Below are 26,153 nucleotides of genomic sequence, written 5' to 3' on the forward strand. Positions count from 1 at the left end.
GGGGATGCACCAGCGGTCGAGCCATGGCCAAGGGTAACAAGCGCTTGCCCACCGCGAGCCGACTGACCGTCAGGAGAGCCCGGTTGTGACTGGTATCACTCAACCGCCGTGCCGGCCGGGCCTGTTGTCGAGGGGGCGGGTCAGCCGTCGCACGGCGGATCGTAGGAGAGCCGGGGCAGGTACTCCCGCCAGGTGTCCGGCGTCAGCACCCCCCGGGTCATCGAGCAGACGCGGCGGGCGGCCGCGTCGACGTCGAGGTTCCACAACCGGATGGTGTCCGCGCCGCTCGACACCCCGAGCATGTGGCTGTTCGGGCTGAACGCCAGGAAGGTGCCGCTCTTGGCGTGGGGGCTCATCGACTGGCCGATCGCGGTGGCGTGGGAGGGGTCGGAGACGTTCCACAGCCGGACGGTGCTGTCGTTGCCGCCGCTGGCCAGGGTGCGGCCGTCCCGGCTGAACGTCAGCGACACGACCGCTTCCGTGTGCCCCGTGAGCCGCGTCTCCTCGGAGGCCTCGGCGGGGTCCGTGATGTCCCACAGGCGGACCGAGGTGTCGTCGCCCGCGCTGGCCAGCGTGCGGCCGTCGCGGCTGTAGGCGAGGGCGTTGACCGCTCCGAGGTGGCCCCGCAGAGGCGCCCCGGCGAGGGTCACCCGCCCGGGGCGGGCCGCGTTCCACAGCCGGATGGTGCCGTCCGCGCTGCCGCTCGCGAGCGTCCGGCCGTCCGGGCTGAACACGAGGTGGTTGACGTAGCCCTTGTGCCCGGTGAGGCTCGTGCCGAGCGGGCGCGGCCGGGACGGGTCGCGGATGTCCCACAGCTGGATGGTGCGGTCGTCGTGGGCCGTGGCCAGGACCCGCCCGTCGGGGCTGAACGCCAGCGGGTCCGCGTACCGGATGCGCAGCGGGACGGGGGAGCCGTACGGGGCAGGGTCTTCCGGGTCGGCGAGGTTCCACAGCTCCACGGCCCGGTCGCCGGTCACGACCGCGAGGGTGCGGCCGTCCCGGGAGAACTCCAGGGAGCGCACGTCGCCCCGGCGAGGGCGAAACGGTTCACCTATCCGCACCGGCCTGCCGGGCCTCCGCACGTCCCACAGCCGGATCCGGCCGTCCCGCGCCGCCGTCGCGAGCACCGGCCCGTCCGGCCGGAACGCTCCGGTCCGGCCGGCCATGTCCGACGTCGGCACCGACCACAGGCGGACCTTGTTGTCACCCGTCCCGGTGGCGAGGGTGCGCCCGTCGGGGCTGAAGCCGAGCGCGTACATCTCGCCGCTGCTGCCCGCGAGGGGCCCGCCGACCTGCGACGGATACCTCGGATCGCTGACCTTCCACAGGCTGGCGGTGCTGTCCGCGCTGGCCGCGGCGAGCATGTTCCCGTCGGGGCTGAAGGCCACGGACCAGACCGGCCCGGTGTGACCGGCGAGCGGCGCGCCGATCTCGGCCGGGCGGCCCCCGCCGGCCATGTTCCACAGCCGCACGGTGCCGTCCGCGCCGCCGCTGGCGAGCGTGCGGCCGTCGGGGCTGAAGGCCACGGAGTGCACCGTGGTCGTGTGGCCGGTCAGCGGACTTCCGGCCGGCTCCGGGCGGCCGGGCTCGGACACGTCCCAGAGCCGGATCGTGCCGTCGTCACCGCCCGCGGCCAGCGTCCGGCCGTCCGGACTGAACGCCACCGAGCGCACGGCCGCCCTGTGTCCGGTCAGGGGGGCGCCCAGCACCTGGGGCCGCCGCCGGTCGGCCACGTCCCACAGCCGGACCGCGTGATCGTCGCTCGCGGAGGCCAGCGTGCGTCCGTCCGGGCTGAAGGCGATCAGGTAGATGGTGCCGTCGTGGCCGGTCAGGGGCGCGCCGAGCGACTTCGGGTGCTCGGGGTCGGTCACGTCCCACAGCCGTACGGTGCCGTCGTCGGAAGCGCTGGCGAGCGTTTGGCCGTCCGGGCTGAAGACCGCGCTGCTCACCCAGCTCGTATGCCCGGTGAGGGGCTTGCCCAGGGGTTGCGGGCGCTTGGGGTCGGCGACATTCCACAGCCGCACGGTCCGGTCGTAGCTGGCGGTGGCCAGGACCTGTCCGTTCGGGCTGAACGTCGTGAGGTAGACGGCACCCGTGTGACCGGTGAGGGGCGTGGCGAGGGGGGTGTTCACTATGGAGATCAGGCGGCTGATCGCGCCCTTGTCGTCCGGCCGCAGCCGATGCGCCACCAGGTCGAGCTGTGCGGACAGCGACGGGTCCGTGTCCTGCACGCGGTCGGACTGGGCGAGCACCTGCTCGAAGACGGCCTCGTCCCGCTGCTTCCAGGCGATCACGGCCGATCCGACCGCCAGCACCGCCAGCACGACCAGCGCCGCCACCGCGCCCCGGCTGATCCAGCTGATCCGCCGGCGCAGCCGGACCGAGGCGGCCAGGAACTCCACCGCGCTGCGGGTCAGGAACCTGTCCCCGGCGGACCTCGCCCAGCCGTGGGCCTGTTCCAGCCGGGAACCCCGGTAGAGCAGCGAGGTGTCGCGGTTCGACTCCTCCCAGGCCCGGCCGTCCTCCTCCAGGCGCTGGCGCAGCAGATTGCCCTGCCGGTCCTCGTCGATCCAGTCGCGCAGCCGCGGCCAGGCGTGCAGCAGCGCCTCGTGGGTGATCTCCACGGTCTCCGCGTCGAGCGTCACCAGCCGGGCGCGGACCAGCGCCTCCAGGGACTCCTCCGTCTTGCCGGGGTCGGTCGACTCCTGTGCCAGCTGCCGCCGGGTCCCGCGCCGGCGCGTGGCCTGGGTGTCCTCGCCCAGCCGGACCAGGCGGAGCAGGAGCAGCCGGGCCGCCGTGCGCGCGGCCGGGTCGAGACCGGTCCAGGCCCGCTCGGCGGTCGCCGCGACCGCGCCCTGGATGCCGCCGGCCGCGCGGTAACCGGCGAGAGTGAGCCGGCCGGCCTTCCTGCGCTGCCAGGTGGCGAGCAGGGCGTGCGAAAGGAGCGGCAGCACGCCGGCGTGTTGTGCCCCGCGCGGGCCGTCGGCACTGACCTCCCGGACGATCAGCTCCGCCAGCCCCGGCTCCAGCTCCAGGCCGACGGCCTTGGCCGGACCGGTCACCGCTTCGCGCAATTCCGCGGTGGTCAGCGGCCCAAGCACCATGTGCCGGTGCTGGAGCGCGTCGGCCAGCTCGGGGTAGCGCAGGCACCGGTCGTAGAAGTCGGCGCGGATGCCCAGCACCACGATCGCCGGGGCCGGTTCGCCGGGCCGCGCTGGAGAGCAGGCGGCGTGCAGGGCCTCGATGAAGGTGCGCCGGTCCGCCTCGTCGGGGCAGAGGGTGAACGTCTCCTCGAACTGGTCCACGATGACGACCGGGCGGGCCCCGGAGGGCGCTTCGCGCCGGGCCCAGGCGGCGACGGCGGCGCGGACGGCGCCGGTGAAGGGCGGCGTACCGGGATCGGGTGCCGGTGGGCCGCCGCTCTCCTGGGCCGCGGGCTCCCTGCCGGGGGAGGGACCGGGCTCTTGCGCGGAGGAGTGGCCGGGCTGTTGCGCCGAGGAGTGGCCGGGGTGTTGTGGGGCGGAAGCGCTGGGCCCTTGCGCGGAGGAGTGGCCGGGGTGTTGCGCGGAGGAAGCGCCCGGCTGTTGCGCGGAGGAATGGCCGGGCTCCCGCGTGGAGGAAGCGCCCGGCTGTTGCGCGGAGGAATGGCCGGGCTCCCGCGTGGAGGAAGCGCCCGGCTGTTGCGCGGAGGAATGGCCGGGCTGTTGCGCGGAGTAGTGGCCGGGCTGTTGCGCGGAGGAAGCGCCGGACCGCCCTGTCTCCGGCCCGGACGGGGCTGCCCCGGGCGCTGTCCGAGCGGGGAAGACGGCGGCCAGCTCGGGAATGCGCCGGCCCAGCTCCGCCAGCGGATCACCGCCCGGTACGAGCTGTACGACCTCCCGCGCCCGGCCGCTGTCGTCGCCGTCGTCGCCGCCCAGCGCGCCGTCCCGCAGGGCGGGCACCAGACCGGCGTTCAGCAGTGAGGACTTCCCCGCCCCCGACGCGCCCACGAGCATGACCAGGCCGCCCGTCCCTGCGACGGCCCCGAGCTGGGCGACGAGCGCGTCCGTGCTCCGCTCCCGGCCGAAGAACCACCGGGCGTCCTCCCGGCGGTAGGAGGCGAGACCCCGGTAGGGGCAGACCCCTCCGGGGGCGGCCGCGGTCTCCTCCGCGGGCCGTTTCTCGGCGGCGGACGCCGCGGGGCGCTCGCCGACCGGGTCGGCCACCGCGCGTTCCCACAGCCGCTGCCACTGGCCGAGGTCGTACAGCCCCGGGGAGACGGGCGTGGGCCGCTCGCGCCGTGCCTCGGGGATCAACACGTGCAGCACCGCCGCCAACGCGGGGAACTGGGCGGGTACGTTCCGGGCCCGCCGCCAGTCGCTGATGCGCTGGGCGGACACCCGCACGGGCCGCCCGCGTTCGTCGACCCGCTGGAGCCGGACGACCGCTTCGGACACACGTTTGAGTGGAGGGTTGCCGGCTTCCTTGTACAACAGCGCGAGGCGTTCGGCGAAGGCGGTGCGTGCCCCCGAGTCGGAACTCAAGGTCTCAGCTCCTTACTTCCGCGCCTGGACGTCCGGACCGGAAAACTCACTCTATATGGCTGACCTGCGGTGATACCGTCCGCTGCCCCCGGAATCTCCTCGTCCGCGGCCGGAAATGGCAGGATCCGGACGCAACAGCGCGCCCATCCGGTCAGCTTCCGTCCGAGCCGGACGACGAGGCTCCACCGTTCGGTACCGGTCCCCACGAGGGGAGGGACCGGTGCCGGACGACGTGGCGATCCGCCCCGGCGGACCGCGCCCCGCAACCCCCGCGAACCGTCTGTCCCGGCCTCGGCGGGCCGTGCCGCACACCCCTGCGGACGTCGCCGCGCACGCCCTTCGGACCGCGCCCTCCGACCCTGGAAAACTGACGGCCCGTCAGTTATGGTCGGCCTGCCGTACCGCTTCCGCAGCGATGTGCAGGGGTGAGCGCAGTGGAGTCACGTCCCGAGAGCCCACGACCGCAGGGTGTCCCGCGCTGGGTCGCGATGTTCTACCGCCCGGACGCCGGCTCCTGGAAGACCGCCGCCGAGTCGCCCCACCGCTCACCGGTGCTGTACGCCCTGGGCGAGATGACCCAGACCCTGCGCGCACGGGGCGACGAGGTGGCCGTCGCCCTGTGGGGGCCGAGGGACGGCGGATGGCACCGGTTCGCCGCCCCGCTGCAACAGACCGTCGTATCTCAGCCGAATCCAGAGCCCTCCTCCGACGCACCGGCCACACTGGCGGAACGGATGGCCGGCCGCCGCCACCAGGTCCTCATCGCCGGCCTGACCAAGGCGGGCCTCTACGACCTCTCCCCCGAGGACGACACGACCGTCCAGGCGCTGGTCGAACGGCTCGACGAGGCCGCCGTACGCCGGGTCGCCCAGTGGCTGGCGACCGCCGGGGGCGCACGGTGACCGGACCGGTTCGGCCGGGGTCGCGCTGGGCAGGCAACTCCCCGACGGCCACGCTCCCGATGCCGTCAGGAGGGGGACACGAGGACATGAAGGTCTCCGTAGACCGCGAACTCTGCTACGGCTCCGCCGAGTGCGCCCACCGGGCTCCGGCGGTCTTCGAGTTCGTCGACGGCTTCGGCGCCGTCCGCCCGGGGCGCGAGCGAACGGACGGCGGCCCGGAGATCCTGGAGGCGGTCGAGAAGTGCCCGAGCCAGGCGATCAGCATCACCGGGGCGCCACCGTCGCCGGACCGGCCGTAGCGAGGGCGGTTGCCGCTGCCGAGCCTGCTCGCGGTCTTCGCCCACCCCGATGACGAGTCCCTGTCGGCGGGCGGTGTCCTCGCCCGCCACGCGTCCACCGGAGCGCACGGCGGTCGTCACGCCGACCTGGTCGGCGGACACCCCACGCGCCGCGGAACTGGCCGAGGCACTCCGCATCCTGGGCGCCGACAGGCCACGCATGCTGGGTCACGCCGACTCCCGCGTCCCGCTCTCGGCCCCGGCCAGACCGCGCTTCCGCCACGTCCCGCTGGACGAGGCGATCGGGGAACTGGTCGCACATCTACGGGACTTCCGCCCGGAGATCACCCTCACCCACGACGCCCACGGCGGCCTGACCGGCCACGAGGACCATGTGCACACCCACCGCGTGACCACCCTCGCGGTCCACGCCGCCGGACCGGAAGGCCTCTACCCGGACGCCGGAGAGCCCCGGCAGCCGAGCGCCCTGTACCTGGCCACCCACCCGCACACGGCGGTCCGGACCTGGGGTGGGCACCTGGCCCCCGTAGGCAAGGCGCTGCACACGGTCCCGGACGAACGCGTCAGCGTCACCGTCGACGTCACCCCCTGGCTGGACCGGAAGGTCGCGGCGGTCCTGGCACAGCGCACGGAGGTGGCACGGGGAGCCGCACCGCGTCTGATCGACGCGCTGTCCGTGCCCGAGCGGGAACGGCTGCTCGGCACGGAGTGGTACACCCGCCACGGCCTGCTGCCGTCGGCCCCGGCGCGGGCCGAGCCGCTGTCATGGCGCGGTCGTGACACCGCCGACGGCCCCGGCGCGGGCCGAGCCGCTGTCATGGCGCGGTCGGGACACCCCACCGGAGCCGGGACAACGCCCTGGCCCTGGCCTCCACGACAGCCATCCGGACCTCCCGCTCGGCCTGGTCCATATGGGCCGCCTGCCCGGTCACCTGCCCGGCCCACTTCCGGTACAGCAGGCCCACCTCCCCCGAGAACCAGCCCCGGCTCACCGCGTTCAGCGCCAACAGCAGGCCGGTGTCCTCCGAGGCGGGCAGCGCCATCCAGCCGCCCAGGGCGAGCAGCAACTCCCGCCGCACACACAGCGAGGCGGGATGCACCTGCGCGAGAAAGCCGTTCGCCTTCCAGTGCGCGAGCACGGCCCCGCGCTCTATCGGCCCCTGGTCCGGATCGCCCGGGAACCCGACGGTCGACCCGTCGGGCAGGAGGTCGAGCACCCGCGACGTGGCCCACCCGAGACCCGGGTCCCCTTCCAGCGCGGCGAGATCCCGCGCGAGCGCGCCCGGCGTCAACCGGTCGTCGGCGTCCAGGACCTTCACGTACGCCCCGTCCCCGTGCGCCAGCGCCATGGTCCGTGCGACACCGGGCCCTCCTGCCCGCCCCTGCCGGAACGTCACCCGGGCGTCCCTGGGCACATACGGCCGGACGCCCTCGCTTTCCCCGTCCTCCTGCACGACCCAGTGCCACTCCCAGCCGACGGGAAGCCGCTGCGCGCACAACGACGCGTAGGCCTCCGGCAGAAAGCGGGCGTGGGGACCGTGCACAGCGGTGACGACGACGATGCGCCGACTCACGGCGGCGTTCACCCACCCTTCTCCGACCGGCACGCCTCGGTGATCGTAGTGCTCACCACGGACCTGGCGTCCGCCCGTTCCAGGACCAGGTGAGGGCCACCGGCCGGATCGACACCGGTCCGCTCCCGGAGCAGACTGACGCGTCGATCTGCCGGCCGCCGTCGAGCAGAGCGGCCAGCTCCACGACCAGCGCGGCATCGAGCTCGCGCAGGGCGGCCAGCGCCTGGCCGCCGTTCGTGGGCAACGCGTACCCGTGGACCAGCAGTTCCAGAGCCTCCCGGGCCGGGCCCCGAGTCGCCAGGAGTCCTTGCGCAACCGCCAAACGGCCTTGCCCGTACGCCCGTCCCGGGCCAGCACCGTCGCCTTGTCCTGCGCTCCCTGCCCGTGATCATCGCGGTCGTTCGCGCCTCGGTGTTCGTCATGCCCCCTCCCGCGTCTGGCGCCTCACGACGCAAGACGGCGGAGAGCCTGTGCGCGTTTGTCCCACGCGGAAGGGGCGCCCCTCGGCAAGACCTCGGGCCTCGCGCGGGGGCCGTGGTCCACACCAGGTCCGCCCTGGCCTGCCGAGGTCTGGCCGCGGGCCACCCCTCCCACGCCTCACTCAGGACATGTGCCTCGTCCGAAGGGTGCAGAGCCGGCGCCGGGCCAAGGTGGTCCACGATCCGGTCGGGGAACGGATTTCGATAACCCGGACACCGGGGCCAGTTGGCGCAGGGTCAGGTTCGTCCGACGGTACGCGGCGACCAGCAGGAGTCGCTCCTCCAGCGGCAGGCTCCACGGTCGGGCCTGGCGTACCGCATCCGCACCCTCGCCGCCGCAACGCGGTGATCGGCTTGCCGAACTCACGTGGGTTCAGCCCGGTGAACGGGGCTATCCAGGACGGCTCGGTTATGGGCTTGCCGCACGGACGGAGGCAGTCATTCGGCTCAATATTCATCGTATTGCTGGATGAATATTGATCGATTCCGGCGACACCGCCGAGTGAATCGTCACCAGTGTCAGGCGCCTGCGTAATATGCCGCCGACAGAAGAGGCGATTCTGTTCGACGCGGAACGCCGAAAGCCCCCACAGGAGTTGGAAACTCGATGACACTCAACATCCCCGATGTGCCACAACGGCGCACATTGATGGTCTGGATCGCGGGGGCACTCGCTCTGCTGGTCGCCGCCGCCGTTGTGGCCGTGACGCCTACGCGAGCGAATGCAGCGACATTCGTGGATCTGGGCGAGGCGGAAAGCTACGCGGTGCTGGCCGGTTCCACGGTCACCAACACAGGACCTTCTGTGGTCACCGGAGACGTCGGTGTGTCTCCGGGCACGGCTATCACCGGATTCCCACCGGGGACGGTTGTCAACGGGACGATCTACGCGGGCGCGGCGGCGGCAGGAGCGCAGGCCGCCCTTGGTACGGCGTACGACAACGCTTTCGGCCAGCCCACGGAATTCAACCTTTCCGCGGCGCCCGTGAATCCCACACTGATTCCGGGCACCTACGCCGTCGAGTCCGGTCTGCTGGTCAACGGTACCTGGACCCTTGATGCCGGAGGCAATCCCGATGCCGTCTGGGTGTTCAAGGTTCCGGCGGGGCTGACGACGGCGTCCGGGAGCAACATCGTCCTTCAGAACGGCGCCCAGGCCTGCAACGTGTTCTGGGTGACCGACGAATCGGCCACGCTCGGATCGGGCTCCCGCTTTGTGGGCACCCTCATGGCGCTCACCTCTATCACTGTCAACAGTGGGGCAACCATCGAGGGCCGGGTACTGGCCCGCAACGGGGCCGTGACACTGGACAACAACGTGATCACCAGGCCGGAGTGTGACACCGCCACCACGACCACCGGTGATGCCGCGACGGGCGACACCACCACCACCGGCGACACCACCACCACCGGCGACACCACCACCACAGGTGACACCGCCACAGGCGACACCACCACCACCACAGGTGACACCGCCACAGGCGACACCACCACCACAGGTGACACCGCCACAGGCGACACCACCACCACCGGCGACACCACCACCACCGGCGACACCACCACCACCGACACCACCACCACCGGCGACGCCACCACAGGTGACACCACCACCGGCGACACCACCACCACCACTGGCGACGCCACCACAGGTGACACCACCACCACCGGCGACGCCACCACAGGCGACGCCACGACGGGCGACGCCACGACGGGCGACGCCACGACGGGCGGACACAACTGTGGCTGCCACAAGCCGGGGAAGCCCGGTTACGGCGACAAGCCAGAAAAGCCCGGCTACGGCGACAAGCCAGAAAAGCCCGGTTACGGCGACAAGCCGGAAAAGCCCGGCTACGGTGACAAGCCGGGGAAATCCGGTCATGACAAGAAGTCGGGGCGAGCGCAAGCTGCCCAAGGTGCCTGAAATGCCCTTCCATCACTGAAGGTAAGACGGGTGGCGCGCGGCGGATCGTCATGGACTTGCGTCGCGTGCCGCATGCGGAAGCAGGAGCAGCGGGTGTGAGTGGTCAGGATGGAAAGGACGGGGTGGGGCCGTGCTGAGCGGTGCTGATTCGACATACGTAGAGGAGGCGCGACAGACCGACGCTGAATCGGCAGCACGGAATGGTGTCGGGGGACCGGCTGGCTCCCGGGGGAATTCGCGGCCGCCCCGCCCTCTGAGCGCCGCAACGGGAATCGCGGTGGCCCTGTGTCTGGCGGTGACTCTGGTCCATGTAGTCCTGGTGTTTCTGCACGTGGCGCCTCCGAACACCATCTCGCAGGCGTACAGCCGACAGGTCAACGCGTGGGTCCGGCCCTTTTTTGAGCAGAACTGGCGGCTTTTCGCCCCGAACCCTCAGTCGGCTAACCGGCAGATTTCTGCGAGGGTCAGCCGGACGGCACCGGACGGCACCACACAGGTGAGTGGCTGGATCGATCTGACCGCTGCGGACGATGCCGCAGTGAAGCACAACGTCTTTCCGAGCCATACGGCACAGAACATGCTGCGCCAGGCATGGAATGCGTATCTGAAAACGCACGGCAGCGACAACCGGCCGTATTCGGAGCGGGCTCTGATGATCGAGAAGTATCTGCGCAACATCGCGGCGGAACGCGTCGCCGCACAACATGGCGGCGCCTTTGACTCCATCCAGCTGCGGGTGATCTCTCAGCCCGTCGCCGCGCCCGGCGCAGCGGGTGGACATCCCCCGGTGACCACGGCATCGACGCGGCCCCAAACGCGGTATCTGCCCTGGTGGAAGGCGGCCTCTCATGGAACGGACTGAACAGCGACCGGTTGCGGCGCCCACGGCGTCCGCACAGGTAACGGAACGAGGAGCCGTTCGCATGCCGCAGCGTGTCCTCGACGGGGCCCAGGTGCTCGTCGCGCTCCTGACCGAGCGGCCGGTGTCCCTGTACGCGGCGGCGGTGCTGCGCATCGGGTACGGGCTGCTCTATCTCGTCTTCCTGCTCCGCGAGTTCCCCCACCGCCACGACATGTGGGGCCCGGATGCACCCTGGACGCCCGCGCTGGCCAGGCAGATGTTCGACCAAAGCGGGTGGGTCAGCCTCCTCACCCTGTCCGACAGCCACGTGTACTTCGAGGTCTGCTACGCCCTGGCCCTGGTGACGTGTGCGCTGTTCCTGCTGGGCTGGCGGACGCGGGCGGTGTCCGTGCTGTTCGCCGTCGTGGTGGTGTCGTTCCACGCCAGGGCGCTCTACATGGCCGACGGCGGGGACAACCTTATGGTCCTCATGGCTGTCTACCTCCTCTTCACCGCGTGCGGCCGGCGCTGGTCCCTCGACGCCCGCAGGACCCGGCTCCAGGCGTCGGCGGGCGGGACCGCAGGCCTGCGAAGCGGCGGCCTCCGGCACCATCTCGGCGACGCCCGCGTCATCCTGACCACCGTGCTGCACAACTGCGGCATGTTCGTCATCGCCGTCCAGGTCTGCTTCCTCTACGGATGCGCGGGCCTGTACAAGGTGCAGGGCGCGAAATGGGGTGATGGCACCGCCCTTCACTACGTCCTGAACATCGATCTGTTCCGGCCCTGGCCGGAACTGTCCCAGTTGATCGCCGGCCATCATGTGCTGATCGCCATCGTCGCCTACCTGACGGTGCTGGTACAGATCGCATTCCCGTTCACCCTGTTCAGCAGGATGAAATACCCCGTCCTGCTTCTGCTGTTCGGCATGCACGTGAATATCGCGTTGCTCATGGGGCTGCCACTTTTTTCCGGCGCGATGATCGTCGCCGATGCCGCGTTCCTGCCGGACCGCTTCTACCGCGCTCTGGGACGGCTGGGGCGGCGCACCTTCCAGCGCACAGGTGGCAGGGGAGCCGAAGCCCTGGTCGGGACAACGCCCGCAGCGGTACCACCGCAGCCCTCACTGAACCTCACGGAAGTACGGCCAGCGGTCCGATTTCCCTCGCATATGGGCCGGTAGAGAGCAGGTGACTGTGCCGCCCGGCAAGTGATGCCGCTTCTTCGCGACAATCTGGTAGACGCCTCGGGCCATCCAACGCGGGTGGTGGCTGCGAATGGGAATCTGCGGGTGGCGGGCGGGCAGGCAGTTCCGGCTGGGGTCTGTCCCGTCGGGTCCGACGAGCCGGTGCGTGTCCAGCGGCGGGGCAGCGCCGTAGGCGCGGTCATGGTCTGCGGGCAGGTCGTCTCCCCCGGGTGCCGCCCGTACGCTGGCCGGACCGTGACCGTGACCGTGCACGTCGCGGAGTCGACCCTCACCATGGAACTGGACGGCCCGGTCGGCGTCAGCCAACGCTGGCGATCAGGGCCGCGGTGACGACAGCCGCCCAGAGCAACCGGGATCAGCCATGTCCCTCACCACGCGTCCTGCGTGGACTGCGGGAGCACCACGGCCGTCCTGCGTGGACTGCGGGAGCATCGCATGGCTGACCCTGCCGGTTCCTTACCGACGATGGTCCACGCGTGGTCCGCGCGCACTGATCAACGACGTGACAGAGCCGGATGAAGGTGAGACAGGCCCCATGCGGAAGGGGTGTCTCTCATGAGAGACACCCCTTCCGACCTGCGAGGCTTACGACCTCTGCGGAGGCGGTGGGATTTGAACCCACGGTGACATCGCTGCCACGACGGTTTTCAAGACCGTTCCCTTCGGCCGCTCGGGCACACCTCCCCGCGCCGGCCGTGATCGGCGGCGCGGGGACAAGGGTAACGGGTCGGCGCGGGCGGGTGGGGGTCAGTTGTCGCCGACGCGGGAGCCGAGCGTGACCTCGACCGTGTGCTGCTTGCCGCCGCGCTCATAGGTGATCGTGACCTTGTCACCGGGCTGGTGGGTCCAGATCTCGCCGATCAGGGTGGGGCCGGAGTCGATCACCCGGTCGTCGAGCTTGGTGATGACGTCGCCCGGCTTGAGACCCGCCTTGGCGGCCGGGCCGCCCGGCTCGACCGGTGCCGCGCCGCCCGCGCCCTGGTCGGTGATCTGCGCGCCGTCGGAGCCGTCGTCGAGGGAGACCGACGCGCCGATCTTCGCGTACACCGGCTTGCCGTTCTTGATCAGCTCCTGGGCCACGTACTTGGCCTGGTTGATCGGGATGGCGAAGCCCAGGCCGATCGAGCCCGACTGCCCGGTGCCGAAGCCGCCGTTGCCGGTGGACTGAATCGCGGAGTTGATGCCGATGACATTGCCCTGCGCGTCCAGCAGCGGACCGCCGGAGTTGCCCGGGTTGATCGAGGCGTCGGTCTGCAGGGCGCTCATGTACGACGCCTGGCTGCCGCTGCCGTCGCTGGAGGCGACCGGGCGGTTCTTGGCGCTGATGATGCCCGTCGTCACCGTGTCGGACAGACCGAACGGGGCGCCGATCGCGATGGTCGCGTCGCCGACGGCCACCTTGTCCGAATCGCCGAGGGTGAGCGGCTTCAGGTCGGAGGGGGCGTCCTTCAGCTTGATGACCGCCACGTCGTAGCCCTGGGCGTTGCCGATCACCTCGGCGTCGTACTTCTTGCCGTCCGGGAACGTCGCGGTGAGCTTGCCGCCGTCCACCGCGTCCGCCACCACATGATTGTTGGTGACGATGTGGCCCTGCTTGTCGAAGACGAAGCCGGTGCCGGTGCCGCCCTCGCCGCTGGTGCTCTCGGCTTCGATCGTGACCGTGCTCGGCAGCGCCTTGGCGGCGACTCCCGCAGTCGTGCCCGGGTCGCGCTTGACGTCGCCGCCGCTCGCGGAGGCCGACACCGTCGTCGAGCCCGTGCTCTCGTCGTTGTTCTTCGCCAGCACATACCCGAGCCCGCCGCCCAGGCCGCCCGCGCACAGCGCGGCCACCAGGACCGCGGCGACCAGACCACCGCGCCCGCGACCCGACTTCGGCGCCGGCTGCTGGTACGACGAACCCCAGCCGCCCGGCCCGGCCCCGGAACCGCCGCCGCCGTACGGGGAGGCCGGCGGCGGGGGCGGGGGCCAGGAGGGGTCGGGGGCGGAAGAGGAGACGCCGGGGTGGCCGGCGTCACCGGAAGCGCCCTGCCCCTGAGGGTGCTGCCCCGGGGCGTCCTGTCCGTACGGCCCGGCCTGTGCCTGGGGCGCCGGAGCAGCGGGAGCGTCCACCGGCACGGGGGGTGCGGACGGGGCCGGCGGTACCGCGGTGCCCTCGTTCTCGGTGCTCACAGCTTCTCTCCTAGATCCACGGCCGTTTTCCGGGTCGCACGCGGTCACGCCTTTTCCCGCCGTCGACGGGCCGGCGCGATACAGCGGTGCTTGTCCCCTTGTATGCCGTCAGCTTTTCCCACAGGCCGTCAGAGCACCATAAGCGGTGGCTGTGTGTCCGAGGCCATTCTTTATATAGGTCACTACCTGCTAAAAGGACGCAATCCCTATGCCTCCGTCCGAACCTGCGCATCCGTCGAGTCCGTCCGACCAGACGCGTACCCGCACTCGATGGCACCATGACGCGGTGACCCACGCACGACAGCACGTGATTCAAGTCGTCGCCCACCGCGGAGCCTCCGAGGACGCCCCGGAACACACCCTGGCCGCGTACACCAAGGCCATCGAGGACGGCGCGGACGCCCTCGAGTGCGATGTGCGCCTGACCGCCGACGGCCACCTGGTGTGCGTGCACGACCGCCGGATCAACCGTACGTCCAACGGCCGCGGCGCGGTCTCCGCACTGGAGCTCGCCGACCTCGCCGCCCTGGACTTCGGCTCCTGGAAGACGGGTGAAGCCTGGAAGGGACGCGACGAGGAACCCGACTGGGAGCACCGCCCGGAGGACCGCGAGGCGACCTCCGTCCTCACCCTGGAGCGACTGCTGGAACTGATCGCCGACGCCGGGCGCCGCGTGGAACTGGCCGTCGAGACCAAGCACCCCACGCGCTGGGCGGGGCAGGTCGAGGACCGGCTGCTGGTCCTGCTGAAGCGGTTCGGCCTCGACGCCCCGGCCTCGGCCGAGGAGTCCCAGGTGCGCGTCATGAGCTTCTCGGCCCGCTCGCTGCACCGCGTGCGTGCCGCCTCGCCGACGCTCCCGACGGTCCATCTGACGCAGTTCCCCTCGCCCCGGCTGCGCGACGGCCGGCTGCCGCCGGGCGTGCGGATCGCGGGGCCTTCCATCCGGATCGTGCGCAACCACCCCACGTACATCGAGCGCCTGAAACAGGCCGGGCACCAGGTGCACGTGTGGACCGTGAACGAACCCGCGGACGTGGATCTCTGCGTCGGGCTGGGTGTGGACGCCATCATCACCAACCGCCCGCGCGCGGTGCTGGACCGGCTAGGCCGCTGACAACCGCACCGGCGCGCAACCCCCCAAGTCCCACCAGACACACGCACACCTCTTGACCCCGCGTCCCGGTGAACGGGATCCTCCTTTATCAGCCACACCGATGTTTTCCAGCCAGGCGATCACAAGGAGTGCTCCGGCGCGTTCGGTCCGTATTCGCTCGGGGTGAATGCGTCACCGGGGGTGGATCGGCCGGTTTCCGGTACAGGCCAATGGGGCATCCACACCGTGGCGTGGGGCGAAGGAGGTCTCGGGGGTGGCGTTGGTGGTGGCACAGGAGGTGCCCACGTCGTCGAGCATGGCCGTACCCCATGGCCCTGCGGGCGTGGGGGAAGCGCGACGCCGGATGCGTACGCAGCTGCGCGGAGGCGGAGTCGCGGAGTCGGTCATCGACGACGCCGTACTGATCCTTTCCGAACTCTTGAGCAACGCGTGCAAGCACGGCAGACCCTTGGGCGGCGCACTGTCCGGCGACGGTGACGTCCGTGCCGCGTGGCGCGTGGACCCGGCCGGGCGGCTCATCGTCGAGGTCACGGACGGCGGCGGCCCGACCCGCCCCGCCCCCGCGACTCCGTCGGTCACGGCGCACGGCGGTCGCGGGCTGAACATCATCACCGCGCTCGCCGACGACTGGGGCGTGCGGGACGACATCCGCGGCGAGGTCACCGTGTGGGTCGTCGTCCACGGCGACGTCCACGATCCCGACGCCGGCCACCGCCGCGACGACTTCGCGACGCGCGTCACCGCCCCTGCGGTCTCCCGGATACCCGGGCTGGGCTTCGCGGACGCCTTCGACGGCATGGACTGAGCGCCACACGCCGCGCTGGACCGGGTTGTCCACAGGACCCCGTGGCCCGGGGCACGAACGGCTAGGCTCGCGACCGTACGAGACGAGCCGCAATCGGGAGACCCATCGATGGCCAAGAAGCGACCCCAGACGAAGGCCAAGCGCCCGCAGACCACGGGCGGGGCCCGCGCCGCGGGTGCCGAGGGAGACGTTCCGGTCGTCGGCGCCCGCGAGCCCTGCCCCTGCGGCAGCGGCCGCCGCTACAAGGCCTGTCACGGCCGGGCCGCCTCCCACGCCGCGACCGAACTGGTGCACCGCCCCTTCGAGGGTCTGCCCGGCGAGTGCGACTGGGTGGCCCTGCGCGAGCTGGTGCCGGCGGCCACGGTCGAACTCACCCTGAAGGACGGCCTGCCCGAGGGTGTCCCGGCGGTCACCCTGGCCACGGTCCTGCCCATGGCCTGGCCCGCCCTGCGCCGCGACGACGGCTCGGTCCTGCTCGGCCTGCAGAACGACACCTCCTCCGGCGACATCAGCCGCGACCTCGCCGACACCCTCCAGCGCGCCCTGGAGGCCCAGCCCGGCACGCCCGTCCAGGGCCGCCGCGCCCCGGCCGACAGCCCGCGGCTGCAGGACCTCCTCGACCCCGAGGGCGCGTTCGAGCCAGAAGTGCACAGCGGCTTCGAGTTCTGGGTCCCGGACCCGGAGAACGCCACGCCCGAGGTGACCGCCTCCCTGGAGCGGGCCAACGCCGCGGCCATCCCGACCGTCAAGCTCCAGGGCGTGGACGCCGCCTACTGGTGCGAGACGCCGGAGAAGAACCATCTGCGGTGGGTCATGCCGCACGCCGAGGAGCGGCTTCTGGACGCCCTCGCGCGGCTGCACGCGGCGGGCCGCTCCAGCCTCGGCGAGGGCACCCGCCTGGTGGGCTCCTTCCGCGCTCACGGGCTCACGGTGCCGGTGTGGGACCTGCCGAGCGGGGTCAAGGCCGAGGACATCGAGAAGCCGGCGGCCGAGTTCGCCGAGCGCCTCGCCGCCGCCCTGGCGACGGACGCGCCGCTCACCGCGGACGAGCGCCGCGCCCGCGGCGGCCTCACCAACCGGCAGGTCACGCTCAGCTGACACCCGCCGGTGGTCCGGCCGGCCGCGCCGCCGGCCGGCCGGACCCGCGCGTCCCGCGCCGATCACAACTCCCGGTGCGGACAAGCCAGTCGGTGACCGGAAAGACGAGATCGAATTTGCGAACCGCCGATCTCTTGTTACCGTTCCTGTAGCCCGGTTGCTGGTGCATCCCCCGTCGCCAGCAACCGGGTCTTTTCGTCTCCGCTTCCGTTCACGGAACACAGCCGCTCGTCAACTGCCCCTTCGCTAGGGCGAGTTGCTCCCCGAGCGCAGCAGCAGCGGCCCCCGTCCGCCCCGCTCGGCGAACTCCACGACGGCTGTGTACGACGCCGGATTCCCGCGTGCGGGCTCACGCGGCGTCTCACACGTCCCCGGCTCGTCCCCGGCCCCCACGGCACACGTCATCCACAGGTTCCGGTCGGGGCCCATGAGGCTCAGCAGGGCGTCCAGCGCCTCGCCGGTCGCATTGCGGTAGTAGGTCCGAGCCCAGGTGTCCGCACCCCGCGTCACGACACAGGTCTGCGCCTCGATGCCGTGGGGTGAGGAGAGTTCGGGTCCGCAGCGCACGGCGATCGACTGGCCCTGGGCAGGGAGGCCGGGGGCGGCGAAGGACGCCCCCGGCGCCTTGCCGCCGGCGCGCGGGGAGGGACGTACGGCGCCGGAACCGGACGGGCGGACGTCGGCAGCCGCCGAACTCACGACGCCCTTCGACCCCGAAGACCTCGCCGGCCCCACAAACCCCATGGGCCCCACGGAACCCCCGGACGCCACCGCCGGCGGCAGTGCGACCGCGCACGCCACCACACCCGCGAGGGCGAGCAGTCTGGTCTTTCGGGAGTCCCGGGAGCGACCCCGGGCAGGACGCCGCATGGTTCCGGAACCTAACGCGCCGGTGCGGGCGCCGGGCTCGGCGCGCCCGACAGCCCTACAAATCGGGCGCGCTCACACCCGTACGAGTGAGCGCTTCCACCACGGCGTCCACCACGGCCTCGACATCGGGGACCCACGGCGAGGCCGAGCCGGGCAGCGGCGCGCGCTCCCAGCGGATCTCCCCCTGGGCCGTCCCGGACGGGGGCAGGGCCAGATAGCCGCCCTCTCCGTGGAAGCGGAGCGAGCCGGGAACGAAGTCCTTGGCGTAGAGCAGCTCGCCGAGCTGCTCCATGGAGTACGGCTTGACGAGGATCGCCCAGCGGGTGGGCGAGGCGACGACCGGGCCGAGCCGCATGCCCGTCCGGTCGAGCGCCTTGAGCGCGCGGGCGGCCGGCAGGGCCGGCAGGGAGACCGCGCAAGGGGCGCGGCCGCCGGTGGCCATGACGATCGGCGCCGTCGGCCGGTTGCCCCACCACCAGCGCACCATGCGCCCGTCGGTGGTGGCCGCGAGGAGGCCGGGGTCGAAGGGGTGCGCGCCGGGCACTGTGCACTCGGGGTCGGGGCAGCTGCAGCGGGAGTGCCCCTCGGGGTCCGCCGCCACGCCCGGGAGTACGGGCCACTGCCATTCCGTCGCGTAGGTCAGGGCCGCGCCGATCAGCTCAGGCCTCCCGTCGCTGCGCTGGGACAGGAGCCTGCGTCGCCTTCCGAGGATCTCGCGCATGAGCGCTCGTTCCTTTCCGTTGCACGCCTGGCAACACGGTGGTCCACATCACATCATGTGTCGGTCACTTCACTGTGCGTACCTGTTGGCGCATCACACCCCTGCTGAAGGCAAGGGGAACCCCTATGGGTCGAGCTTCGGGCTGCCTCCGCGGCCGTCCCGCCCATACTGCGTCTACCGAGAGCACGGGCCTGGCGTAGGGGTGGCGAAGTATGGCGTTTGCCGTCGCGCGTATTTCTCTCCGCCTCCGCCACGGGAGGATGGGGCACGGTCGTCGGTGGATAGGACGCCCGGTTCCGTCACCAGGTTCCGGGTGATTCCCAACCACCCCTGGCCTTTACCGAGTAGGTACCCATCACGACCGTTGTGACGCTCCGTCGAGCAAGCCCAGTCGACCGCAATAAGCCGTCCCCTGAGGCAGTTTTCAGCCAACTTCACTTTTCCGCAAGAGGAAGGAGAGTTGTTCCCTCGGACCTCACGGCACCAGTAATCCCGGCAGGACAATGCTGGACATCTCCTCACGAGTGCGTGTACATGTGGAGACACTGCTAGCGACGCAGAATGACATGGGGGTTTGCGATGCTTTTGAGCAGTACGTACCGGTTGCAAGGCCGGACGCCATGAACGCTCCGCACCCTCCGAAAGTGGCTGGAATCGATTCAACGGTTCCTGCGCCCGCCCACACTGTCGCGCCCGTCGCGGCGGGTTCGCCCCCGGCCGCCCCCGCGCAGCCCCCGGCTCCCGCCGGCGCGGTGCTCCAGGACCGTCTCGCCGGCTGGGTCTCCGACCTCACCACCCTGCACGAACTCACCGAACGCCTGGCCCGCACGGCCACGCTCGACGCGGCGCTCCAGGAACTGCTGGGAGCCGGTGCCGCCCTGGTGGGCGCCCGGCGTGGCCTCGCCGTCCTGGAACCCGGCGACGGACTCGGCCCGGACACCACCACCGGCCTGGGCCTCGCCCGCGCCGACCTCGGCCACATCGAGACCGTCCCGCGCAGCGCCTTGTCCTACGGCCGGATCCTCGAAGGGCTGCCGGGCGGCGAGGGCGGCATCGCCGAGCCCGACCTGTTCGCCACGGAGGGGCTCGACCCGCGCCACCGCGAGGTCGCGGCCCGCCTCGGCTACGCGGCCAGCTACGCCCTCCCCCTGACCACCGACGCCGCCGGCCGTCTCGGCGCCGCCGTGTGGCTCTACGACGAACCCGCCGAGCCGGGCGAGCGGCAGCGCCACCTCGCCGGCCTCTACGCGCGCTACGCCGCCGAGCACCTGGCCCGGCTCCTCGAACTGGAACGCACGCGCACGTCCATGGCCACGATGTCGGACGAGTTGCTGCCCGCGCGGCTGCCCCGGGTCGCCGGTGTCCAGCTCGCCGCCCGGCACCGCACCGGCCCGCGGGGCGGCGGCGACTGGTACGACGCGCTGCCGCTGCCCGACGCCGCCCTCGGCCTCGCCGTGGGATCCGTCACCGGGTCGGGCCCGAGCGCGGTCGCCGCGATGGGACGGCTGCGGGCGTCGCTGCGTGCGTACGCCGTGATGGAAGGGGAGGATCCGGTCGCCGTCCTGTCCGACCTGGAGCTGCTGCTGCGGCTCACCGAACCGGCCCGCTCGGCCACCGCCCTGTTCGGCTACTGCGAACCGGCCGCGCGCAAGATCACGCTGGCCGGGGCCGGGCACAGCCCTCCCCTGCTGATCGGACAGAGCCGTACGGAGTTCGTCGAGACGTCCGTCTCCGCCCCGCTGGGCATGCTCGCCTGCTGGGAGGCGCCGAGCGTGGAGATCCTCGCCGAGCCAGGAGAGACGGTTCTGCTCTACACCGACGGCCTGCTGCACCGCACCGGCGAGGCCACGGACCGCGCCTTCGCCCGGCTGCACGCGGCGGCGGCCGGAGTGCCCCGGGCCCTGCGCGGCGATCCCGGCGCGATCGCCGACCACGTCCTGCGCGGTGTGCTGCCGGAGGAGCTGGACGCGGCGGACGGTGCGGAGGACGTCGTGCTCCTCGCGATCCGGTTCGAGTAACGCTCCTCGTCATCGCCGCGGGGCCCTTTCAACGCCGCCGTACAGTGGACGGTGGTCCAGTGGCGTATCGAGGAGGATGACCGTGGCCGAGGAGCTCACACCGGCGATCCCGGACGAGAGCGAAGAGCCGATCAAGCAGCGGAAGAACGGACTGTACCCGGGCGTGTCGGATGAGCTGGCCGAGAACATGAAGAGCGGCTGGGCCGACACCGAGCTGCGTGACCTCGAGCCCATCCCCCAGGCCGCCGAGACCGCCGCCCGCCGGGCCGCGCTGTCCGCGCGCTTCCCGGGTGAGCGTCTGGTGATCCCCGCGGGCAACCTGAAGACCCGCTCGAACGACACCGAGTACGCCTTCCGCGCCTCCGTCGAGTACACCTACCTCACCGGCAACCAGACCGAGGACGGTGTCCTGGTCCTGGAGCCCAAGGACGAGGGCCACGAGGCGACGATCTACCTCCTGCCGCGTTCCGACAGGGAGAACGGCGAGTTCTGGCTGGACGGCCAGGGCGAGTTGTGGGTCGGCCGCCGGCACTCCCTCACCGAGGCCGGACAGCTGTACGGCATCCCCGCCTCCGACGTGCGCGAGCTGGCCGGCGCCCTGCGCGAGGCCACCGGCCCGGTGCGGGTCGTGCGCGGCTACGACGCCGGCATCGAGGCAGCCCTGACCGACAAGGTCACCGCCGAGCGTGACGAGGAGCTGCGGGTCTTCCTCTCCGAGGCGCGCCTGGTCAAGGACGAGTTCGAGATCGGCGAGCTGCAGAAGGCGGTCGACTCGACCGTGCGCGGCTTCGAGGACGTCGTGAAGGTCCTCGACAAGGCCGAGGCGACCTCCGAGCGGTACATCGAGGGCACGTTCTTCCTCCGCGCGCGCGTCGAGGGCAACGACGTCGGCTACGGCACGATCGCCGCGGCCGGCCCGCACGCCTGCACGCTGCACTGGGTGCGCAACGACGGGGCCGTGCGCTCGGGCGAGCTGCTGCTGCTCGACGCGGGTGTCGAGACGCACACGTACTACACGGCCGACGTGACACGCACTCTGCCGATCAACGGTCGGTTCGACGAGATTCAGCGCAAGATCTACGACGCCGTGTACGAGGCGCAGGAGGCCGGGATCGCGGCGGTCAAGCCCGGAGCGAAGTACCGCGACTTCCACGACGCCGCCCAGCGGGTGCTGGCCGAGAAGCTCGTCGAGTGGGGGCTCGTCGAGGGGCCCGTGGAACGGGTGCTGGAGCTCGGGCTTCAGCGGCGCTGGACGCTGCACGGCACCGGGCACATGCTCGGCATGGACGTGCACGACTGTGCGGCGGCCCGGGTTGAGGCGTACGTCGACGGCGTTCTCGAGCCGGGGATGTGCCTGACGGTGGAGCCCGGGCTGTACTTCCAGGCCGATGACCTGACGGTGCCGGAGGAGTACCGGGGCATCGGGGTGCGGATCGAGGACGACATCCTCGTGACGGAGGACGGCAACCGGAATCTGAGTGCGGCGCTGCCTCGGCGGTCCGACGAGGTCGAGGCGTGGATGGCCTCCCTCACGGGCTGAGTGTCGTCCGCGGGTGCGTGGGGGCTGGCCGCACGGTTCCCCGCGCCCGCACAGGGCCGAGAGCCTCCGGGAACAGGGCGCCCGATGGGCAAGGTGCGCTGCCGCGGGGCGCCCAGCCCCGGTCGGCGAGGGTGGCGTCCAGGGCTGCCGGCGCCGCGCTCCGTTCCCGTTCCGCCCGCGTCCAGGACCCCGCGCGCCCGCGCCTGGACCTGCCGCGGGCCGATCGGGCCCGCCGTGTGGAGCAGTTCCGTGTCCTGGAGTGTGGACATCACCGTGAGCAGGGCGTCCAGCCGGGCCTGGGGCTCGGTGGCGCCCCCTGCCGCGGACCGTGGTGAGGGCGGTCAGGGCCCGGCGGACGTGGGGGAACCCGGCTCTGGTCTCTCCTCTCGCACCGGCCGCCCCGTAGCGGGCCGGCATGGTGGAGCCGCGTGAGGGGCGGCGCGGGGCGCGGCGGTCCGGGGCGGCCAGCCGTTTCGCCAAGGCCGTGGTGTCGGCCGGCCCGGCTCCCGGCCGCAGTGCCGCAGCCGCTACGAGCAGGCCCAGCGTCCACAGGGCGCCCCGGTGGCCGCCGCCCGTCAGTGCCACCGTGTGCTCCGTGGAGCGGCCGATCGCGCCCAGGTCCGCGCGGGCGTGGGGCTCGCCCGTGCGGCGGGCCGTGACGGCCATCGCTGTGAGGCCGGGCAGCAGTGCCCGGGCCGACCAGCGCAGGCCCGGCTTGGGCACCAGGGCCGGCTGGCCGAGCAGGGCGTCGACGGCGGTCCGGGCGAGCGCCTCGTCCTCCCGGTCGGTGCCGTGCCGCGTTCGGGTCATGGCACCGGAGTGCAGGGACGCCACCCGTCAGGGCATGGGGTCCGGCTGTGGACCCGCGGTGAAGAAGCCGGGAACGTCCGACCGGTCGGTCAAGAAACAGCAGGTCAGCGGTAGTTGACGTGTGAGATCATGGCCGACCTTGCCGGGCCGATTCAGGGAACGGGCGCAATCACCATGAAGAACGTTCAGACGGCGCTGACCATGCAGGACGCCATCCTGACCCTGCAGAAGTACTGGAGCGACAACGGCTGCATGATCACGCAGCCGCTGAACACCGAGGTCGGAGCCGGCACGGCCAACCCGGCCACGGCACTGCGGGTGCTCGGTCCCGAGCCGTGGAGCGTCGCCTACGTGGAGCCGAGCGTGCGGCCGGACGACTCGCGCTACGGCGAGAACCCCAACCGGCTCCAGACCCACACCCAGTTCCAGGTCATCCTCAAGCCCGACCCGGGCAACCCGCAGGAGCTGTACCTGGGCAGCCTGCGTGCCCTGGGCGTCGACCTGAACGCGCACGACGTGCGGTTCGTCGAGGACAACTGGGCCTCGCCGGCGCTCGGCGCCTGGGGGCTGGGCTGGGAGGTCTGGCTGGACGGCATGGAGATCACCCAGTTCACCTACTTCCAGCAGGTCGGCGGCGTCGCCCTGGACCCGGTGTCGGTGGAGATCACCTACGGTCTCGAACGCATTCTGATGAACCTCCAGGGCGTGTCCCACTTCAAGGACATCGCCTACGCGCCGGGTATCACCTACGGCGAGGTGTTCGGGCAGAACGAGTACGAGATGAGCCGTTACTACCTCGACGACGCCGACATCGACACCAACCACCGTCTGTTCGAGTCGTACGCGGCCGAGGCCCGGCGCCTGCTGGACCTGGAGCTGCCGGTCCCGGCGTACACGTACGTGCTGAAGTGCAGTCACACCTTCAACGTGCTCGACGCGCGCGGCGCGATCAGCACGACCGAGCGGGCCAAGGCGTTCTCGCTGATGCGCGGGCTGACGCACGAGACGGCGAAGCTGTGGGAGCGGCGGCGGGCCGCGCTGGAGCATCCTCTCGGGCTTGCTCCGGCACCGGCTCCGGCCGAGCGGGGCATGCTGCCCAAGGTGCCCGGCGTCGAGACGCTGCTGTTCGAGATCGGCGTGGAGGAACTGCCGTACGCCGAGGTCCCCGCCACCACCGAGGCGGTGCGCGAGTCGGTCACCGCCAAACTCGCCGCGACCCGGCTGGGGCACGGCGCGATCAACGTACTGGCCACACCGCGCCGGATCGTGATCACCGTCGACGGTGTGCAGCCGCGCGAGCGGGACACCATGCGGACCGTGCGCGGGCCCAAGGCCGCCGCCGCCTACAAGGACGGCGCCCCCACTCCCGCCCTCCTGGGCTTCGCCCGCAGCCAGGGCGCCGAACCGGCCGACGTCCGGGTCGTCGAGGCCAACGGGGTCGAGTACGTGGCGATCACCCGCCACGAGGAGGGGCGTCCGGCCGTCGAGGTGCTCAGCGAGCTGCTGGCCGAGGTCGTCTCCGGACTGCGGGCCGGGCGCAACATGCGCTGGAGCGACCCGGGGCTGTCGTTCTCGCGTCCCGTGCGCTGGCTGCTCGCACTGCTGGGCCGTACCCCCCTGCCCGTGGTGGTCTCCTCGCTCTCCGCGAGCGACACGACGCGGGTGCAGCGGCAGGCCCCCTACCCGGAGGTCCGGGTGACCTCCGCCGAGGGTTACCCGCACTTCCTGCACATGCACGGCATCCTGCTCGACCGGGAGGCCCGGCGCGGGGCGGTCGTGCGGGGCGCCCTGGAGGCGGCGGCCGAGGTGGGCGGGCGCGTCGATGTGGAGGGCCAGGCCGGGCTGATCGACGAGATCACCGACATCCTGGAGTTCCCGTACGCCGTGCGGGGGTCCTTCGACGAGCGCTACCTCGAACTGCCCGCGAGCGTCCTGACCACCGTGATGCGCAAACACCAGCGCTATCTGCCGGTGCTGGACGGGGAGCGGCTCATGCCGCACTTCGTGACCTTCGCCAACGCCCTGTGCGACGACGACGTGGTACGGGCGGGCAACGAGGCGGTTCTGCGGGCCCGTTACGAGGATGCCGCGTTCTTCTGGCGGGCGGACCTGAAGGTGGCGCCGGAGGAGTTCCGCAGGCGGCTGGACAAGCTGACTTTCGAGGACCGGCTCGGTACGGTCGCCGACCGCGCCGTCCGGCTCGCTTCCCTCGCCCTGGATCTGGCCGGGCGGGCCGGGCTGACGCAAGACACGGTGGAGGTCGTGCGGCGGGCCGGTGCGCTGGCCAAGTTCGACCTGGCCTCGCAGATGGTCATCGAGTTCTCGGGACTGGCCGGGGTCATGGCGGAGGAGTACGCCCGCCGGGCCGGCGAGTCCCCCGAGGTTGCCCGGGCGCTGGCCGAGATGGAGCTGCCGCGTTCCGCCGGTGGTGCCCTGCCGACCGGGGACGCGGGTGCCGTGCTGTCCCTCGCCGACCGGTTCGACCTGGTGACGGGCATGTTCCTGATCGGGGCGGCACCGACCGGCAGCTCCGACCCGTACGGGGTGCGGCGGGCCGCCATCGGGCTGCTCAACGTACTGCGAAGCCTGCCCGCCGTGGCCGGGGTCCGGGTGAGCGAGGGTCTGCGCGCGGCGGCCGTACGGTATGCCGCGCAGGGCGTCGAGGTGCCCGCCGAGCGGGTCGCCGAGGCCGCCGAACTCATCACCCGGCGCTACGAGCAGCAGCTCACGGACGCCGGGCACGAGCACCGGCTCGTGCAGGCCGTACTGGTGTGGGCCGATCGTCCCGCCCATGGCGATCGCACGCTGGCCACCCTGGAGCGGCATGTCGGCAGCGAGGCGTTCGAGGCGCTCGCCGCCGCGTTCCAGCGGGTGGTGCGCATCCTGCCCGAGGGCGGCGTCGAGGGGGCGGACCTGTCCCTGCTGACCGCGCCCGCCGAACTGCGTCTCGCCGAGAGCGCGCAGGCCGTGCGAGAGGCTTTGCAGGGACGGGAGGACGATCTCGGCGCGCTGATCGAGGTCTCCGCCCCCCTGGTCGGCGCCATCGGCACCTTCTTCGACGAGGTGCTGGTGATGGACCCCGACCCGGCGCTCCGGGCGGCGCGGCTGGCGCTGCTGACGGACGTGGCGGGGCTGGCCCGTACGACAGTGGACTGGGGCGCGCTGTAGGACGGTGGTTCACGGACGGCGGTTCACGGACGCCGGTTCACGGACGGTGGTTTCACGGGCGGTGTTTCACGTGAAACACCGCGACGGCCTCAGC

17 protein-coding genes, 1 tRNA gene and 3 pseudogenes are annotated in these 26,153 nt (G+C 71.8%); 12 read left to right on the forward strand and 9 right to left on the reverse strand.

Annotated features, from left to right (window positions below; genetic code table 11):
• Nucleotides 1–140: 140 nt before the first annotated feature.
• Complete coding sequence (locus tag ACIQHQ_RS17515; RefSeq protein ID WP_402612798.1) at nucleotides 141–4,523, reverse strand: hypothetical protein; 4,383 nt, start codon at nucleotides 4,521–4,523, stop codon at nucleotides 141–143.
• Nucleotides 4,524–4,957: 434 nt separating this feature from the next.
• Between ACIQHQ_RS17515 and ACIQHQ_RS17520 the strand changes: the two genes are divergently transcribed.
• From ACIQHQ_RS17520 to ACIQHQ_RS17530, 3 genes and pseudogenes are all read left to right on the forward strand, one after another.
• Complete coding sequence (locus ACIQHQ_RS17520; RefSeq protein ID WP_402612799.1) at nucleotides 4,958–5,425, forward strand: hypothetical protein; 468 nt, start codon at nucleotides 4,958–4,960, stop codon at nucleotides 5,423–5,425.
• Nucleotides 5,426–5,511: 86 nt separating this feature from the next.
• Nucleotides 5,512–5,724 carry a ferredoxin gene (locus ACIQHQ_RS17525; protein ID WP_402612800.1) on the forward strand — a complete coding sequence of 71 codons (213 nt, stop codon included), beginning with the start codon at nucleotides 5,512–5,514 and terminating at the stop codon, nucleotides 5,722–5,724.
• A gap of 9 nt (nucleotides 5,725–5,733) precedes the next feature.
• A pseudogene (locus ACIQHQ_RS17530) lies at nucleotides 5,734–6,481 on the forward strand (PIG-L deacetylase family protein); the annotation flags it as partial.
• Nucleotides 6,482–6,539: 58 nt separating this feature from the next.
• On the opposite strand, the gene ACIQHQ_RS17535 reads toward ACIQHQ_RS17530, so the two are convergent.
• The 3 genes and pseudogenes from ACIQHQ_RS17535 to ACIQHQ_RS17545 form a co-directional block, all read right to left on the reverse strand.
• Nucleotides 6,540–7,310 carry a glycosyltransferase family 2 protein gene (locus ACIQHQ_RS17535; protein WP_402612801.1) on the reverse strand — a complete coding sequence of 257 codons (771 nt, stop codon included), beginning with the start codon at nucleotides 7,308–7,310 and terminating at the stop codon, nucleotides 6,540–6,542.
• Between the two features lie 40 nt (nucleotides 7,311–7,350).
• The gene (locus tag ACIQHQ_RS17540; protein ID WP_402613082.1) at nucleotides 7,351–7,620 is read right to left on the reverse strand and encodes a hypothetical protein; all 270 of its coding nucleotides are present in this window, start codon (nucleotides 7,618–7,620) and stop codon (nucleotides 7,351–7,353) included.
• A gap of 301 nt (nucleotides 7,621–7,921) precedes the next feature.
• A pseudogene (locus ACIQHQ_RS17545) lies at nucleotides 7,922–8,235 on the reverse strand (hypothetical protein); the annotation flags it as partial.
• Nucleotides 8,236–8,384: 149 nt separating this feature from the next.
• On the opposite strand from ACIQHQ_RS17545, the gene ACIQHQ_RS17550 reads away from it, so the two are divergent.
• From ACIQHQ_RS17550 to ACIQHQ_RS17560, 3 genes are all read left to right on the forward strand, one after another.
• Nucleotides 8,385–9,698: an ice-binding family protein gene (locus ACIQHQ_RS17550; RefSeq protein ID WP_402612802.1), complete on the forward strand. Its 1,314-nt coding sequence runs from the start codon at nucleotides 8,385–8,387 to the stop codon at nucleotides 9,696–9,698.
• Nucleotides 9,699–9,975: 277 nt separating this feature from the next.
• The gene (locus ACIQHQ_RS17555; protein WP_402612803.1) at nucleotides 9,976–10,560 is read left to right on the forward strand and encodes a DUF5819 family protein; all 585 of its coding nucleotides are present in this window, start codon (nucleotides 9,976–9,978) and stop codon (nucleotides 10,558–10,560) included.
• A gap of 61 nt (nucleotides 10,561–10,621) precedes the next feature.
• Nucleotides 10,622–11,722 (forward strand): HTTM domain-containing protein, encoded by a 1,101-nt coding sequence (locus ACIQHQ_RS17560; RefSeq protein ID WP_402612804.1) that lies wholly within the window; start codon nucleotides 10,622–10,624, stop codon nucleotides 11,720–11,722.
• 621 nt (nucleotides 11,723–12,343) lie between these two features.
• Here the strand turns inward: ACIQHQ_RS17560 and ACIQHQ_RS17565 are convergent.
• Both ACIQHQ_RS17565 and ACIQHQ_RS17570 read right to left on the reverse strand, forming a co-directional pair.
• A tRNA-Ser gene (locus tag ACIQHQ_RS17565) sits at nucleotides 12,344–12,430 on the reverse strand.
• Between the two features lie 63 nt (nucleotides 12,431–12,493).
• Entirely contained in the window at nucleotides 12,494–13,915 is a 1,422-nt protein-coding gene (locus ACIQHQ_RS17570; RefSeq protein ID WP_402612805.1) for a S1C family serine protease, read from the reverse strand.
• 286 nt (nucleotides 13,916–14,201) lie between these two features.
• On the opposite strand from ACIQHQ_RS17570, the gene ACIQHQ_RS17575 reads away from it, so the two are divergent.
• The 3 genes from ACIQHQ_RS17575 (at nucleotide 14,202) to ACIQHQ_RS17585 (ending at nucleotide 16,932) form a co-directional block, all read left to right on the forward strand.
• Entirely contained in the window at nucleotides 14,202–15,029 is an 828-nt protein-coding gene (locus ACIQHQ_RS17575) for a glycerophosphodiester phosphodiesterase (protein ID WP_402612806.1), read from the forward strand.
• 166 nt (nucleotides 15,030–15,195) lie between these two features.
• The gene (locus tag ACIQHQ_RS17580) at nucleotides 15,196–15,834 is read left to right on the forward strand and encodes an ATP-binding protein (RefSeq protein ID WP_402612807.1); all 639 of its coding nucleotides are present in this window, start codon (nucleotides 15,196–15,198) and stop codon (nucleotides 15,832–15,834) included.
• A gap of 108 nt (nucleotides 15,835–15,942) precedes the next feature.
• The gene (locus ACIQHQ_RS17585; protein WP_402612808.1) at nucleotides 15,943–16,932 is read left to right on the forward strand and encodes a DUF5926 family protein; all 990 of its coding nucleotides are present in this window, start codon (nucleotides 15,943–15,945) and stop codon (nucleotides 16,930–16,932) included.
• A gap of 246 nt (nucleotides 16,933–17,178) precedes the next feature.
• On the opposite strand, the gene ACIQHQ_RS17590 is transcribed toward ACIQHQ_RS17585, so the two are convergent.
• Together ACIQHQ_RS17590 and ACIQHQ_RS17595 are read right to left on the reverse strand one after the other, a co-directional pair.
• Nucleotides 17,179–17,631, reverse strand: coding sequence for a hypothetical protein (locus tag ACIQHQ_RS17590; RefSeq protein ID WP_402612809.1), 453 nt, complete (start codon nucleotides 17,629–17,631; stop codon nucleotides 17,179–17,181).
• A gap of 226 nt (nucleotides 17,632–17,857) precedes the next feature.
• Nucleotides 17,858–18,523, reverse strand: coding sequence for a bifunctional DNA primase/polymerase (locus ACIQHQ_RS17595; protein ID WP_402612810.1), 666 nt, complete (start codon nucleotides 18,521–18,523; stop codon nucleotides 17,858–17,860).
• A 503-nt stretch (nucleotides 18,524–19,026) separates the two neighbouring features.
• Here ACIQHQ_RS17595 and ACIQHQ_RS17600 point away from each other — a divergent pair.
• Nucleotides 19,027–20,541, forward strand: coding sequence for a PP2C family protein-serine/threonine phosphatase (locus tag ACIQHQ_RS17600; RefSeq protein WP_402612811.1), 1,515 nt, complete (start codon nucleotides 19,027–19,029; stop codon nucleotides 20,539–20,541).
• 82 nt (nucleotides 20,542–20,623) lie between these two features.
• Nucleotides 20,624–22,081 carry an aminopeptidase P family protein gene (locus tag ACIQHQ_RS17605; RefSeq protein ID WP_402612812.1) on the forward strand — a complete coding sequence of 486 codons (1,458 nt, stop codon included), beginning with the start codon at nucleotides 20,624–20,626 and terminating at the stop codon, nucleotides 22,079–22,081.
• On the opposite strand, the pseudogene ACIQHQ_RS17610 reads toward ACIQHQ_RS17605, so the two are convergent.
• Nucleotides 22,071–22,891: pseudogene (locus ACIQHQ_RS17610) on the reverse strand (triphosphoribosyl-dephospho-CoA synthase). The gene ACIQHQ_RS17605 and the pseudogene ACIQHQ_RS17610 overlap by 11 nt on opposite strands.
• 174 nt (nucleotides 22,892–23,065) lie before the next feature.
• Here ACIQHQ_RS17610 and ACIQHQ_RS17615 point away from each other — a divergent pair.
• Nucleotides 23,066–26,059 carry a glycine--tRNA ligase gene (locus ACIQHQ_RS17615; RefSeq protein ID WP_402612813.1) on the forward strand — a complete coding sequence of 998 codons (2,994 nt, stop codon included), beginning with the start codon at nucleotides 23,066–23,068 and terminating at the stop codon, nucleotides 26,057–26,059.
• Nucleotides 26,060–26,153: the final 94 nt, after the last annotated feature.

This window comes from Streptomyces sp. NPDC092370 (assembly GCF_044755265.1).
Lineage (GTDB): Bacteria > Actinomycetota > Actinomycetes > Streptomycetales > Streptomycetaceae > Streptomyces.